The organism is Paracoccus homiensis, assembly GCF_900111675.1.
GTDB lineage: Bacteria > Pseudomonadota > Alphaproteobacteria > Rhodobacterales > Rhodobacteraceae > Paracoccus > Paracoccus homiensis.
Map to the genome: position 1 here is coordinate 118,566 of NZ_FOHO01000007.1, position 12,770 is coordinate 131,335.

15 protein-coding genes are annotated in these 12,770 nt (G+C 68.5%); 13 read left to right on the plus strand and 2 right to left on the minus strand.

Translation table 11 applies throughout. The annotated features are described in order from the left end of the window. Positions 1–2: 2 nt before the first annotated feature. The 9 genes from BMX67_RS19880 to BMX67_RS11355 all read left to right on the plus strand — a co-directional run bounded on the left by BMX67_RS19880 (position 3) and on the right by BMX67_RS11355 (position 7,347). Positions 3–413, plus strand: a complete 411-nt coding sequence (locus BMX67_RS19880) for a DUF6511 domain-containing protein (RefSeq protein WP_245739431.1) — start codon at positions 3–5, stop codon at positions 411–413. Then, a complete protein-coding gene (locus tag BMX67_RS19335) occupies positions 410–811 on the plus strand; it encodes a hypothetical protein (protein ID WP_139206505.1) in 402 nt (133 codons plus the stop codon). The genes BMX67_RS19880 and BMX67_RS19335 overlap by 4 nt, the downstream gene beginning before the upstream one ends. Beyond that, positions 798–1,565, plus strand: a complete 768-nt coding sequence (locus BMX67_RS11325) for a PD-(D/E)XK nuclease family protein (RefSeq protein WP_090734981.1) — start codon at positions 798–800, stop codon at positions 1,563–1,565. Before BMX67_RS19335 ends, BMX67_RS11325 begins: the two co-directional genes overlap by 14 nt. Continuing rightward, positions 1,562–3,883 (plus strand): AAA family ATPase, encoded by a 2,322-nt coding sequence (locus BMX67_RS11330; protein ID WP_245739432.1) that lies wholly within the window; start codon positions 1,562–1,564, stop codon positions 3,881–3,883. Before BMX67_RS11325 ends, BMX67_RS11330 begins: the two co-directional genes overlap by 4 nt. Positions 3,884–4,223: 340 nt before the next feature. Then, the gene (locus BMX67_RS11335; protein WP_245739433.1) at positions 4,224–4,763 is read left to right on the plus strand and encodes a crossover junction endodeoxyribonuclease RuvC; all 540 of its coding nucleotides are present in this window, start codon (positions 4,224–4,226) and stop codon (positions 4,761–4,763) included. Then, positions 4,760–4,960, plus strand: coding sequence for a hypothetical protein (locus BMX67_RS11340; RefSeq protein ID WP_090734984.1), 201 nt, complete (start codon positions 4,760–4,762; stop codon positions 4,958–4,960). Before BMX67_RS11335 ends, BMX67_RS11340 begins: the two co-directional genes overlap by 4 nt. Then, positions 4,953–5,333 (plus strand): DUF6362 family protein, encoded by a 381-nt coding sequence (locus BMX67_RS11345; RefSeq protein WP_090734986.1) that lies wholly within the window; start codon positions 4,953–4,955, stop codon positions 5,331–5,333. The genes BMX67_RS11340 and BMX67_RS11345 overlap by 8 nt, the downstream gene beginning before the upstream one ends. A gap of 416 nt (positions 5,334–5,749) precedes the next feature. Next, complete coding sequence (locus BMX67_RS11350; RefSeq protein WP_090734988.1) at positions 5,750–7,126, plus strand: site-specific DNA-methyltransferase; 1,377 nt, start codon at positions 5,750–5,752, stop codon at positions 7,124–7,126. After that, positions 7,123–7,347: a DUF7220 family protein gene (locus BMX67_RS11355; RefSeq protein ID WP_090734990.1), complete on the plus strand. Its 225-nt coding sequence runs from the start codon at positions 7,123–7,125 to the stop codon at positions 7,345–7,347. The genes BMX67_RS11350 and BMX67_RS11355 overlap by 4 nt, the downstream gene beginning before the upstream one ends. Positions 7,348–7,400: 53 nt before the next feature. On the opposite strand, the gene BMX67_RS11360 is transcribed toward BMX67_RS11355, so the two are convergent. Both BMX67_RS11360 and BMX67_RS11365 read right to left on the minus strand, forming a co-directional pair. Continuing rightward, positions 7,401–7,973 (minus strand): DUF3489 domain-containing protein, encoded by a 573-nt coding sequence (locus BMX67_RS11360; RefSeq protein WP_090734992.1) that lies wholly within the window; start codon positions 7,971–7,973, stop codon positions 7,401–7,403. Between the two features lie 95 nt (positions 7,974–8,068). Then, positions 8,069–8,341 (minus strand): hypothetical protein, encoded by a 273-nt coding sequence (locus BMX67_RS11365; protein WP_090734994.1) that lies wholly within the window; start codon positions 8,339–8,341, stop codon positions 8,069–8,071. Between the two features lie 111 nt (positions 8,342–8,452). On the opposite strand from BMX67_RS11365, the gene BMX67_RS11370 reads away from it, so the two are divergent. The 4 genes from BMX67_RS11370 to BMX67_RS11385 are packed head-to-tail and all read left to right on the plus strand — an operon-like array spanning position 8,453 to position 12,770. Further along, positions 8,453–9,049 carry a hypothetical protein gene (locus BMX67_RS11370; RefSeq protein ID WP_090734995.1) on the plus strand — a complete coding sequence of 199 codons (597 nt, stop codon included), beginning with the start codon at positions 8,453–8,455 and terminating at the stop codon, positions 9,047–9,049. Next, positions 8,997–11,003: a phage terminase large subunit family protein gene (locus tag BMX67_RS11375; RefSeq protein WP_175479882.1), complete on the plus strand. Its 2,007-nt coding sequence runs from the start codon at positions 8,997–8,999 to the stop codon at positions 11,001–11,003. Before BMX67_RS11370 ends, BMX67_RS11375 begins: the two co-directional genes overlap by 53 nt. A 1-nt stretch (position 11,004) precedes the next feature. Further along, a complete protein-coding gene (locus BMX67_RS11380; protein WP_090734997.1) occupies positions 11,005–11,214 on the plus strand; it encodes a phage head-tail joining protein in 210 nt (69 codons plus the stop codon). Beyond that, the gene (locus BMX67_RS11385) at positions 11,214–12,770 is read left to right on the plus strand and encodes a phage portal protein (RefSeq protein ID WP_090734999.1); all 1,557 of its coding nucleotides are present in this window, start codon (positions 11,214–11,216) and stop codon (positions 12,768–12,770) included. Before BMX67_RS11380 ends, BMX67_RS11385 begins: the two co-directional genes overlap by 1 nt.

Below are 12,770 nucleotides of genomic sequence, written 5' to 3' on the forward strand. Positions count from 1 at the left end.
CCATGACCTCCTCCACCCCCATCACGGCCGAGGACCGGCGGCGGCTCTGGCATCCGCGTGGGACGCTCTGTGCTGTCTGCCGGCAACCCACCCGTGGTTTTGGCTGGTTCGATCCGCACCGGTCGAAGCAGCCCCGGCCTTCGGTCTGGTTCTGCTCGATGTCCTGCCAGTCCTTCTGGACGCGTCTGGCGCGGGAGCGTTTCGCCATGGTTGACCTGACCGAGGAGGAGCGCGCCGCGATCACCGCCACCATGAAGCGCATGGCGCTGCTGATGGACGAGATCGGCTGGGCCACACCGCTCGGCGAACTGACCGAGGCGCAGGTGCGCGCGCTGATCGAGGAAGCCGTCGAGGGCTTCCGCGAGGCCATGTCCGACATCGCCCGGGCGCAGACGCCGGAGGTGCCGTTTTGACCAAGCTCTGCACGAAATGCGGCGTCAAGAAGGACGTCTGCGAGTTCGGACGCCGCCGGCTCAGTCCCGATGGTCGGCAGACCTGGTGCCGGGATTGCCGCCGGGAATACCAGCGTGCCTATGCGCAGAACTTCCGCAATCCCGAGAAGCATCGGGAGGCGCAGCGTCGCTATCGCCTGCGCCACGCCGAGAAATATCGGGCCCACAGCATCGTCAGGCGTGCCGTCAAGGCTTGTCGGATCGTCGTGCCGGTCTGGTGTCAGCGATGTGGCTGCGTGACCGACCTCGAAGCGCATCACCACGACTATGACGCGCCGCTCTCGGTCGAATGGCTCTGCTCGACCTGCCACGGGCTCGCCCACCGCAGCTACGAGGGAGGACAGCATGCTGGACTATAACCGCCGCCCCAGCTTCGCTGACCGGGTCAACGCCGCCGTCGATCAGGCGCTCACCGCCGATCAGGCCATGCGGCCGCCCCGCGACTATCTCGGAGGCTCACGCCTGGGCCATGCCTGCGAGCGGGCCCTGCAGTTCGAGTTCACGGCGACGCCGAAGGACGAGGGCCAGGACTTCTCGGGCCAGTCGCTGCGCATCTTCGCCATCGGCCATGCGCTCGAGGATCTGGCCGTCGCCTGGCTGCGCGGCGCGGGCTTCGACCTCTACACCCGCAAGGGCAACCGGCCAGATGGCGGCCAGTTCGGCTTCTCCGTCGCGGGCGGACGCATCCGCGGTCATGTCGACGGCATCATCGCGGCCGGGCCCGAAGGCTTCGGTCTCGCCGTTCCCGCGCTCTGGGAATGCAAGACCATGAACGCCAAGAACTGGCGCGCCTGCGTCAAGGACGGCGTGAGCAAGTCGAAGCCGGTCTATGCCGCCCAGATCGCGGTCTATCAAGCCTACATGGAAACCAGCGTGCCCGGCATCAGCGCCGCGCCCGCGCTCTTCACCGCGATCAACAAGGACACGGCCGAAATGCACCATGAGCTGGTGCCTTTCGACGCCGATCTCGCGCAGCGCATGTCCGACCGGGGCGTGCGGATCCTGCAGGCGACCGATGCGGGCGAGTTGCTGCCCCGCGTCGCCACCACGCCCGACTTCTTCGATTGCCGCTTCTGCCCTTGGTCCGAGCGCTGCTGGAGGCTGCCGGCATGAGCGACGACGGCATCCTGCATTTCAACCCGTGGATGGACTTCAACGACGGGCCACCGTCCGAGAACCCCTTCGGCTGCGACCCTGATCCCGAGCAGATCGCCGTGTTCCTCGACACCGTGTTCAGCTGGTGCGAGGGGCTGATCCCGCTACGCGGCTTCGTCGACAAGGGTCAGGGCCGGGACGGCAAGCCGCACAACATCTGGATCCCGGGCGACGACAGCGCGCCCGAGAAACTCGCAACCTTCGCCGGATGGGCGAACCGCGAGGGTGCCGCCGTCTATGTCATCCCCGGCACGGTCGAGGAACAGGGCCAGGCACGCGCCGCCGACGTGCTGCAGATGCAGGCCATCGTCGTCGATCTCGACGCGGGCGATATCCCGGCCAAGCTCGACCATGTCACCCGCCACCTAGGCGCGCCCACGCTGATCATCGAGAGCGGCGGGCGGACGCCCGAGGGTGCGGCCAAGCTCCATGTCTGGTGGAAACTGACCGAACCCGCCGAGGGCGAAGATCTGACCACCCTCTGCCGCCTGCGCGGCGAGATCGCCGTGAAGGTCGGCGGCGACACGCATTTCCGCTCGGCGCACCAGCCGATCCGGGTGCCCGGCACCGTCTATCACAAGCACGGCCACCAGCGCCTCGTGCAGATCCGCGAACAGCGTGACGTCGAAGTCGACCTTGCGGACTTCGCCGAGAAGGTCGCCGAGATGCCGCCGCTGCCCGGTGTGGGCTTCGAGAGCCACGTTGCCGCGCCGACCGCGAAGCCCGGCATCGACGCGGTGCTCACGACGCCGGTGCGCGAAGGCGCGGTTGACGACTGGTCCCGGTTCCAGGGGGCCAGCGCCGCCATCGGCCATTACGTGCGCCTCGTGCACGAGGGTCGCCTCGACCCGTTCGCGGGCTGGGAGGCGATCTGCGGCTACAACGCCGCCATGCTGCGCCCGTCCTGGCCGCTTGATCGGCTGAAGGCCGAGTCCGAACGGCTCTGGGCGCTGCATGTGAAGCGCAACGGTCCGCCGCTCCTGCGCGCAGCCCACATCGATGCTCCGGCCAGCCCGCTGCCGACATTCAGCCTCGGCGCGCTGCTCGACGACACCAGTCCGATGCCGGAGGACATCATCGGCCCCCGCGTGCTGACACCTGGCGGGCTCCTGGTGCTGGGCGGCGCGCCCAAGGTCGGCAAGAGCGACTTCCTGATCTCCTGGCTCGTGCACATGGCGGCAGGCGTGCCCTTCCTCGGCTTCACGCCGCCCCGGCCGCTGCGCGTGTTCTACCTTCAAGCCGAGATCCAGTATCACTATCTGCGCGAGCGCATGCAGCAGATCGCGCTGCCCGCCACCGTGATCGCCGCCGCGCGCGACACCTTCATCGCCACCCCGAAGCTGAAGCTGCTGCTCGACGCCGAGGGCGTCGCCCGCGTGGCCGACCCGATCCGGGTCGCATTCCCCGACGCGCCGCCCGACATCATCGTCATCGACCCGATCCGGAACCTCTTCGACGGTGGACCAGACGGCGGCGGCGAGAACGACAACACCGCCATGATGTTCTTCCTGAAGGACCGGGTGGAGCTACTGCGCGAGGCGGTCAATCCGGAGGCGGGCGTCATCCTCGCCCACCACACCCGCAAGGCCAGCAAGCATCAGGTCAAGGACGACCCGTTCCTCGCCCTCTCCGGCGCCAGCGCGCTGCGGGGTTTCTACACCTCCGGGCTGCTCATGCACCGACCCGACGAGGACAGCACCGTCCGCAGGCTGGAGATCGAGCTTCGAAACGGGCCCGCGCTGCCAGGGAAGCTGATCGACAAGGTGAAGGGCGAGTGGGTCGAGCTGAACCCGATGAACGAGCGCCTGGTGCGCAAGGAGGTCGGCGCCAGGCTCGATGCCGAACGGCTGCGCAAGCACGATGTCATCCTCGGCATGCTGCTGGATGAGGCGGCAAGCGAGCGCCTCTACACCGCCATGCAGTTCGCCGAGACCTTCGAGAACCGGGGCGGCCTGGGCAGCAAGCACACCATCCGCGAGCGGCTCAGCGTGCTGGCGACCAAGGGCTTCGTGAAGTTCCTGCGCGACCCCTCTGGGTTCGGTTTCCCCATCACCCGGTCGCGGTTCGGCTACCTCTGCGTGGAGGGCATGCAGTTCGGCACGCCCGTCGAGGAGATCGATCCGGCCACCGGCGAGGTCACCACAACCGCCCGTCCGGTCCTGCCCAGCCACTTCAAATGCCCCCAGTCCGGGCTCTGCCTGCAGGTCGAAAACCCCGCCGTCTGGGTCTACCCGGAGGGGCTCGAGGACGACCTCACTCATATGAGTGAGGCCTGACTCATATGACAGCGCCAACTGTGCACTCAACGAAATCAATGGGTTGCGGGGAAATAAGAGTCAGGTCCCTAACTCATGCCCGAAGACTTCATAAAGTCTTATTCCGCAATGATTTCAGTTACTTGAACACCTCGAAACAGTTAGGTGTCAAACCCCCATACTACGTATGGGAGGGCCACCCCACAGGGTTGGCCACTCCTCCCATACGTCCGGGCCAGCCGCGCGCGCCGCCGTGACGGTCTGTTGTGCTTCCCGATCCGACGACGGCGGCCCCGTACCGCCAAGCACCAGACCGCCGTCGTCTTCCACCACCACAGGCCACCGGCAAAGGAGACCCATCATGGCTCAGCCGACTCTGATCCCCAATTGCGACGGCGCAAGGTTTGAATCGCTGCCGCTCGACACCCCTCGCAACCGCTGCATCCTCGCGCTCGACCTCGGCACCTCGACTGGCTGGGCGATCCGCGGCCATGACGGTCTGATCACCAGCGGCACCGTCTCGCTGCGCCCCGGCCGCTTCGACGGCGGCGGCATGCGCTACCTGCGCTTCACCAACTGGCTGACCGAGATCGACCGGCTGTCGGGGCCCGTCGCCGCGATCTGGTTCGAGGAGGTCCGCCGTCACGCCGGCACCGACGCGAGCCACATCTACGGCGGGCTCATGGCCACGCTGACCGCATGGGCCGAGCTGCGCGGCGTGCCCTACGAGGGCGTCCCGGTCGGCACGATCAAGCGCCACGCCTCGGGCAAGGGCAACGCCGATAAGGCCGCGATGATCGCCGCCGTCCGCGCCCGCGGCTTCAGCCCCGCCGACGATAACGAGGCCGATGCCATCGCCCTGCTGCTCTGGGCGATCGAGACGAAGGGAGGTGTCGCATGAGATGGCATCCCCACGGCTACGGCGGCCGACGCCGGGATCCCGAGCAGGTCAAGCGCGAGGGCTGGAAGGAACAGGGCGTCCTCGCGGTCTCCGCCGATGACGACCGCCTCACCTGGCCCGAGCGTGAACTGGTCCGCCAGCTGGGCGAAAAGCTCTACGGCCCGCGCCCTTCCGACAGGGAGGCGCGCCATGGCTGATCGCGAATGGACCGCCGACTGCGTCGCCGATCATTTCGAGGAGGCGTTCCGCACCCTGGGCAAGCTGCCGCCGGTCAAGGCGCAGGGCTACTTCAACACCTGGCCCGACATCGTGCGGACCAGCCGCGAGATCGCGGCGATGGAGCCGCAGCCGATGCGGGTCTGGCCCTCGGCCGCCGCGATCACCCGGCTCGAGCAGACCTTCGATTGGGTGCTCTGGATCGAGGAGGCGGAGCGCAAGCTCGTCTGGTCCCGCGCGGCCCGTGTGCCGTGGAAGCAGATCAGCGGTGAGCTGGGGTGCGACCGCACGACCGCATGGCGGCGCTGGCAGCTCGCGCTGACCAAGATCGCTGCGCGCCTGAATGCGCAGTGACTCCAATGTGTTGCAACACTTTTTCCTTCGACATCTGCAACATGATCGTGCTATTCCGAAGGCAAGATGGGGAGAGTGCGCTGGAAAGCCCGCTCTCCCCTTTGCGTTGACGGGGACCTACTGGACCCCGGTATCCAGCAAGGGTCCGGCCGGGGTCCAGCCCGAGGCAGTTTCCGGTTCCTTCCTGGCGACATTCGTATGCTGGCGGGCGAAGCGCGGGACATCGCCAGCGACAGGGCCGGATTTTTGGGAAGCCACCCGGAAGCCGGAGCCACCCGTGCCCCGCGCAAACACCAATGAATGCTGGCCTTCCGACCGGACACCGCTGGTAGCCGCTGGACCCCGTGTGGAGTCCAGCACGGCATCCGGAGTCCGGAAGCCACCGGCATCCACCCGATCGAGGAACCTTGCCCACCATGACGCTGAGCTTCGCCCCGGACGTGATCGAGACGTGGCCGCTCTCGCGCCTCCAGCCCTACGCGAAGAACGCGAAGGCGCACGGGCCGGACCAGGTCGCCAAGATCGCCGCCAGCATGGCCGAGTTCGGCTGGACCGTGCCGTGCCTCGTCGGCGAGGACGGCGAGCTGATCGCGGGCCATGGGCGCGTGCTGGCGGCAACCCAGCTTGGACTGACCGACGCGCCGGTCATCGTGCTCGGGCATCTCACCGAGGCGCAGCGGCGGGCGTACCGCATCGCGGACAACAAGCTGACCGAACTCGGAACGTGGGACGAGGCGCTGCTGTCGGCCGAACTGAACGACCTGCTGGCCGAGGATTTCGACCTGTCGCTGGTCGGTTTCTCCGACGGCGAGTTGGACAAGCTGCTGGCCTACGTCGCGGAAGACGACGGTGAAGAAGGTGGCGCCGGGGGCTCCGTGCCGCCGGTGACCATTCCCGAGCCGCCGCGCAATCCGGCATCGCGAACGGGCGACCTGTGGATCCTCGGCGATCACCGACTGCTTTGCGGCGACAGCACCAGCGTTTCCGATGTGCGCCGCCTGATGAATGGCGAGCGGGCGATCCTGTTCGCCACCGACCCGCCGTATCTTGTGGATTACGACGGCTCGAACCATCCGACCCGCAACAAGGACTGGTCTGCGTCCTACGGCACGACCTGGGATGACAGTTCGCAGGGGGCCGAGCTTTACGACGGCTTCATCGCGGCCGCTGTCGCCGAGGCGATCACCGAGGATGCCGCCTGGTACTGCTGGCACGCTTCGCGCCGCCAGGCGATGCTGGAGGCCTGCTGGGAAAAGGCCGGGGCCTTCGTCCATCAGCAGATCATCTGGGTGAAGGACCGCGGGGTTCTGACCCGCTCGCACTACCTCTGGAAGCACGAGCCCTGCTTCATGGGCTGGCGCCGTCCGAACCGCCCGCCGAAGGTGGCCGAGCAGACGCTGCCCTCGACCTGGGAGATGCCGTCCTTCGCCAAGGACGAGCGCCCCGACCACCCGACGCCGAAGCCGCTCGACGCCTTCGGCATCCCGATGCGCCAACATGTGGCGCGCGGCGGCCTCTGCTACGAACCGTTCTCCGGCTCGGGCTCACAGATCATGGCGGGCGAAGCCAATGGCCGCCGCGTCTTCGCGATGGAAATCAGCCCGGCCTATGTCGATGTCGCGGTGGAACGCTGGCAGGCCGAGACCGGGCGCGACGCGATCCTCGATGGCGATGGACGGACCTTCGCTGAGGTGAGAACCGAGCGGCTGGGCGACGACGCCGATGCCCCGGCCGATGCGCCAGCAAAGGACGCAGCCCCCGAACCCGCGCGAAAGCGCAAGTCCGCCGCATGAAGCAGTCACGCTTCATGTCTCTGGTCGAGTTCGTCGCCAACGTGATCGTCGGCTACGGCGTCGCGGTCATGACGCAGATCCTGATCTTCCCGATCTTCGGCCTGCACACGACGCTGGCGCAGAACCTGAAGATGGGCGCCATCTTCACTATCGTGTCGATAGCGCGTTCCTTCGCCTTGAGGCGGGTGTTCGAGGCGATCCGGATGCGGACCGCCAAATGATCGACCGCCGCCCCGGCGGGACGGCGGCCATCGACTTGTCGGCGTCCGGCGCGTCAGGCAGCGGGGAGTTTGTAAACGCGCCCCCGGCTCTCGACCTTCTCCGAGGTCACCTCGAGCCCGAGTTTCTTCTTCAGCGCCCCGGCCATCGCGCCGCGCACCGTGTGAGACTGCCAGCCCGTCGCGGCCATGATCTCCTCGATGGTCGCGCCGTCCGGCGCGCGCAGCATGGCGATCAGCGTGGCCTGCTTGGTGCCCTCGCGGGGCGTGCGCGCCTTGGGCGCGGGTTTTGGTTCAGTGGGGGTGTTCGGCGCGGGCTGTTCGCTCGGCACGTCCGTCGCGCCCGCAGGCGCGGTGTTCGCGTCCTCGGACTCAATCCCGATGGCGGCGAGGCCTGCGTCGGTGGCGACCAGCGTGACGCCGTGGCCGTCACCGGTCTCGCGCCAGACGGGTTCGCCCTTGCGCATGTCCGCGTCGGCCTCCTGCAGGAAGCCCTTGGCGAGCATCGCGCCGACCACCTTGGCGGCAGCGCCGCCGCGCAGGCTTTCGGGCAGCGGCAGGGCGCTGCGGTCCTCGCGCCGTGCGGCAGAGCTGAGGATGATGGCTTGGGTGTCGGAAAGCTTGGTCATGGGGTCGTCTCCGTATTCGGGTCCGCGTCATGCGGCGCCTTCTACGACCACGAGCCGCGCGGGGCGCGCGGCGGGAGTTCCGGCAGCGCCGGAGATCAGCGGGCGTGTTCGCCCTCGCCGAAGGCGCTGTCGGTGATGCGCTTCAGGAGGCTGGCGTAGTGTTCGAGGGTACCGACCATGGCCCAGCCCGCCTCGTCGGGGGCGCACTTGAAATGGTCGTCGCTGAGTGCCTGCAGGCGGGCGAGCATCTCGTCGATCTCGGCCTTCTTGCCGATGAAGGCCGCGAGCGCGGCTTCCTTGTTCCGGCGCGCCTTCTCGGCGCGGAGTTCGTGGCGCGGGGTGGTGATCGGGTTCAGGCGCGTGGTCATCGTGGTGGCTCCTTGGTGAGTTGCATCGCTTCGCTGGAGTGACGTTCGCTCTCTCCGCAGCGCTTATCAACTCGACAAGCGCATGATCTTGAATGATAATCGGAGCCGCCGATGCAGGGCATGAGCGAGCGCCAGTACGCCGCCCATGTCGGGCTGTCGCGGGGCGCGATCCAGAAGGCGAAGACGGCCGAGCGGCTGGTCCTCTATCCCGACGGCAGCATCAACGCGGCCGCCAGCGACGCCAGGCGTGCCGAGACGACGGACCCGTCCAAGACCCGCAAGCCGCTCGCACCGAAGATGAAGCCCGTCCCCGAGGCGGCCGTGGCCGCGGTCGGCGACACGCTGCGCGAACAGGGTCTGGCGGTCCCCGCGGTCGGCAGCGGCACGACCTTTCTGCAGGCGAAGACCGCGAACGAGGTGCTGAAGGCGCAGGAGCGGCGCGTACGGCTGCAGAAGCTGAAGGGGGAGTTGATCGAGCGGGCCCGCGCGCTGGCGCTGGTGTTCCGCCTGGCGCGGGAGGAACGGGACGCGTGGGTGAACTGGCCCGCGCGCGCGGCGGCGCTGATGGCGGCAGAACTCTCGGCCTCGTGCAGCGACGCGACGGGCCAGCAGATCACCGTGGAGCCAGCCGCGATGCAGAAGGTCCTGGAGAAACATGTACGCGCCCACCTCCACGAACTCGCCGAGGTCCGGCCCGACTTCCGGTGAGAGCGGCGATGGCCTGACGGACTTCGACGGCGCGGGAGAGATCCTGCGCGCCTGGGGCAACGGGCTGCGGCCCGACCCGGACCTGACCGTCTCAGAATGGGCCGATCGGCACCGGATGCTCTCGGGTCGCGCCTCGGCCGAACCCGGGCGGTATCGCACGGTTCGCACGCCATACATGCGCGAGATCATGGACCGGCTGAGCCCCGGCGATCCCACGCAGCGGGTTGTGTTCATGAAGGCCGCACAGGTCGGCGCGACCGAGGCGGGGAACAACTGGATCGGGTTCGCGATCCACCAGGCGCCGGGACCGATGCTGGCGGTCCAGCCGACGGTGGAATTGGCGAAACGCAACTCGCGCCAGCGGATCGATCCGCTGATCGACGAAAGTCCGGAGCTGCGGGAGCGGGTCAAACCGGCCCGGTCCCGCGACGCGGGCAACACGATGCTGTCGAAGGAGTTCGCCGGCGGCATCCTGATCATGACGGGCGCGAACTCGGCGGTCGGGCTGCGCTCGACCCCGGCGCGCTACATCTTCCTCGACGAGGTCGATGCCTATCCCGCCTCGGCCGACGAGGAAGGCGATCCGGTCACGCTGGCGGAAGCGCGGTCGCTGACCTTTGCGCACCGGCGCAAGGTGCTGCTCGTCTCGACGCCCACCATCCGTGGCCTGAGCCGGATCGAACGGGAATACGATGCGTCCGACCAACGCCGGTTCTTCGTGCCGTGCCCGCATTGCGGCGCGATGCAATGGCTGAAGTTCGACCGGCTGCGCTGGCAGAAGGGCCGCCCGGAGACGGCGGAGTATCACTGCGAGGGCTGCGACGCGGCAATCGCGGAACACCACAAGACGGCGATGCTGGAGGGCGGCGCATGGCGGGCGACCGCCACGGCCGCCGATCCGACCACGGTCGGGTATCACCTCTCGGCGCTCTATTCGCCGATCGGCTGGCTGAGCTGGGAGCGGATCGTGCGGGCATGGGACGCGGCGCAGGGTTCGGACGAGGCGATCAAGGCGTTCCGCAACACGATCCTCGGCGAGACTTGGGTCGAGACCGGCGAAGCGCCGGACTGGCAGCGGCTCTATGACCGGCGCGAACGCTGGACATCCGGCACAGTGCCCGCGGGCGGGCTGTTCCTGACCGCCGGGGCCGACGTGCAGAAGGACCGGATCGAGGTCGATGTCTGGGCCTGGGGCCGCGGGCTCGAAAGCTGGCTCGTCGATCACGTCGTGATCGAGGGCGGGCCGGATCGGCATGACGCCTGGTCGGAGCTGACTGCGCTGCTCGACCGATCCTGGCCGCACGAACGCGGCGCGCATCTCAGGATCGCGCGGCTCGCCATCGACACGGGCTACGAGGCCCCGGCGGTCTATTCCTGGTCGCGGGCGCAAGGCTTCGCGCAGGTGTCGCCGGTCAAGGGCGTCGAGGGGTTCAACCGCTCGAGCCCGGTGTCGGGTCCGACCTTCGTCGATGCGACCGAGGGCGGCAAACGCCTGCGGCGTGGCGCGCGGCTCTGGACCGTGGCGGTGTCGACCTTCAAGGCCGAGACCTATCGGTTCCTTCGGCTCGAACGGCCGACCGAAGAGGATATGGCCAAGGGCGCGGCGTTCTCGCCCGGCACGGTGCATCTGCCGCATTGGGTCGAGAACGAATGGCTGAAGCAGTTCGTCGCCGAACAGCTGGTAACGGTGCGCACGAAGCGCGGCTTCGCCCGGCTGGAATGGCAGAAGCTGCGCGAGCGCAACGAAGCGCTGGATTGCCGGGTCTATGCCCGCGCCGCCGCCTGGATCGCGGGCGCGGATCGCTGGCCCGACGAGAAATGGCGCGACCTCGAGGATCAGCTCGGGGCGGCGCCAACGGAAATGGATGGCGCAGGGCGGGTCAACCGACCGCAATCCGCACCCCAGGGAAAGCGGCAGTCGGACTGGCTGGGTCGACGCGGAGGATGGTTCTGACATGACCGACTGGACGGAAACGGAGCTCTCGGCGCTTCGCCGGGCCTACGCCAGCGGCACGACCCGGGTCAGCTATGACGGCAAGTCGGTGGACTACGGCTCGGCCGAGGATCTGCTCGCCCGCATCCGCACCATCGAGCGCGCCATCGCCGGGACAACCCGACCGCTGCCGGTGGCTGGGCTCGCGGGCTTCTCGCGCGGGGATCAGTGATGTCGGCGACCTGGCTCGACCACGCCATCGCATCGGTGGCGCCGCGCATGGCCGCACGTCGCGTTATGGCCCGGCAGGCCTTCGAGACCCTGACGCGGGGCTATGACGGCGCCGCGCGCGGGCGGCGCACCGAAGGCTGGCGCGCGCCGGGATCCTCGGCCGACACCGAGATCGGCGTGGCCGGGGCGCTCTTGCGTGACCGGATGCGCGACCTCGTGCGCAACAACCCGCATGCGGCGAAGGCCGTGGCGGTGCTGGTGAACAACATCGTCGGCGCGGGCATCATGCCCCGCGCCGCCAGCGGCGACGACACGCTGGACCGGAAGGTGGATACGCTGTTCGAGCGCTGGACGGCGGACTGCGACGCCGATGGTCAGCTCGACTTCTACGGCCTGCAGACGCTGATCTGCCGCGAGATGGTCGAGGCGGGCGAGGTCCTGGTGCGCCGCCGTCTGCGGCGAGCGAGCGACGGACTGCCGGTGCCGCTGCAATTGCAGGTGCTGGAGGCCGACTTCCTCGACGCCACCAAATCCGGCGCCCTCGGCGCGGGGCGGCTGGTGCAGGGGATCGAGTTCGACCCGGTCGGCAAGCGCCGGGCCTACTGGCTTCATGCCGAACATCCGGGCGATGCCTATGGCGCCTTGCAGAACGGTCTGCAGAGCCGCCCGGTCCCGGCGACCGAGATCGCCCACATCTATGAGAAGCAGCGCACGCAGGCGCGCGGCGTCCCGTGGGGCGCGCCGGTGATCCGGTCCTTGCGCGATCTCGACGACTACGAGGTGGCGGAACTGGTCCGCAAGAAGACCGAGGCCTGCGTCACCGCCATCGTCTTTGGCGACGACGAGGCGCAGCAGGGCATCGCGCCCTCGGTGGTCGACGCCGATGGCAACCGGGTCGAGCAGTTCGAGCCGGGGCTGATCGCCTATGCGCGGGGCGGCAAGGACATCCGGTTCAACCAGCCCTCCGCCACCGGTGGCTACGGCGAATACAAGCGCGCCAGCCTGCACACGATCTCGGCCGGGTTCCGGGTGCCCTACGAGCTGCTGACCGGCGACCTCAGCCAGGTCAACTATTCCTCGATCCGGGCGGGGCTCGTCGAGTTCCGCCGCCAGATCGACGCCGTGCAGTGGCAGCTCTTCATTCCGATGTTCTGCGCACCCGTCTGGCGCTGGTTCACGGAAGCCGCGTGGGCGGCGGGGCAGATCCCGTCGCCGACCGTGCCGGTCGAATGGTCGCCGCCAAAGTTCGAGGCGGTCGATCCGCAGAAGGACGCGATGGCGAACCTGCTGTCGATCCGCTCGGGCACCATGACGCTGGCCGAGGTGATTGCGAAACAGGGCCGCAACCCGGATGCGGTGCTGGCCGAGATCGCGGCGACCAACGCCAAGCTCGATGCGCTGGGGCTGGTGCTCGACAGCGATCCGCGCCGCGTCACGAAAACCGGCAGCGCGCAGACCGGCGATCCGGCGAACGATCCCGCCGCTGACGACACCACCGCCGACGACCCAGCTGCCGACGCGGACAATGACCCGGCGCAGGCCGACCAACAGGACTGA

Coding starts and splice junctions, on each gene's coding strand:
- BMX67_RS19880 (WP_245739431.1), top strand. CDS start 3: ATGACCTCCTCCACCCCCATCACGGCCGAGGACCGGCGGCGGCTCTGG.
- BMX67_RS11325 (WP_090734981.1), top strand. CDS start 798: ATGCTGGACTATAACCGCCGCCCCAGCTTCGCTGACCGGGTCAACGCC.
- BMX67_RS11330 (WP_245739432.1), top strand. CDS start 1,562: ATGAGCGACGACGGCATCCTGCATTTCAACCCGTGGATGGACTTCAAC.
- BMX67_RS11335 (WP_245739433.1), top strand. CDS start 4,224: ATGGCTCAGCCGACTCTGATCCCCAATTGCGACGGCGCAAGGTTTGAA.
- BMX67_RS11340 (WP_090734984.1), top strand. CDS start 4,760: ATGAGATGGCATCCCCACGGCTACGGCGGCCGACGCCGGGATCCCGAG.
- BMX67_RS11345 (WP_090734986.1), top strand. CDS start 4,953: ATGGCTGATCGCGAATGGACCGCCGACTGCGTCGCCGATCATTTCGAG.
- BMX67_RS11350 (WP_090734988.1), top strand. CDS start 5,750: ATGACGCTGAGCTTCGCCCCGGACGTGATCGAGACGTGGCCGCTCTCG.
- BMX67_RS11355 (WP_090734990.1), top strand. CDS start 7,123: ATGAAGCAGTCACGCTTCATGTCTCTGGTCGAGTTCGTCGCCAACGTG.
- BMX67_RS11360 (WP_090734992.1), bottom strand. CDS start 7,973: ATGACCAAGCTTTCCGACACCCAAGCCATCATCCTCAGCTCTGCCGCA.
- BMX67_RS11365 (WP_090734994.1), bottom strand. CDS start 8,341: ATGACCACGCGCCTGAACCCGATCACCACCCCGCGCCACGAACTCCGC.
- BMX67_RS11370 (WP_090734995.1), top strand. CDS start 8,453: ATGCAGGGCATGAGCGAGCGCCAGTACGCCGCCCATGTCGGGCTGTCG.
- BMX67_RS11375 (WP_175479882.1), top strand. CDS start 8,997: ATGTACGCGCCCACCTCCACGAACTCGCCGAGGTCCGGCCCGACTTCC.
- BMX67_RS11380 (WP_090734997.1), top strand. CDS start 11,005: ATGACCGACTGGACGGAAACGGAGCTCTCGGCGCTTCGCCGGGCCTAC.
- BMX67_RS11385 (WP_090734999.1), top strand. CDS start 11,214: ATGTCGGCGACCTGGCTCGACCACGCCATCGCATCGGTGGCGCCGCGC.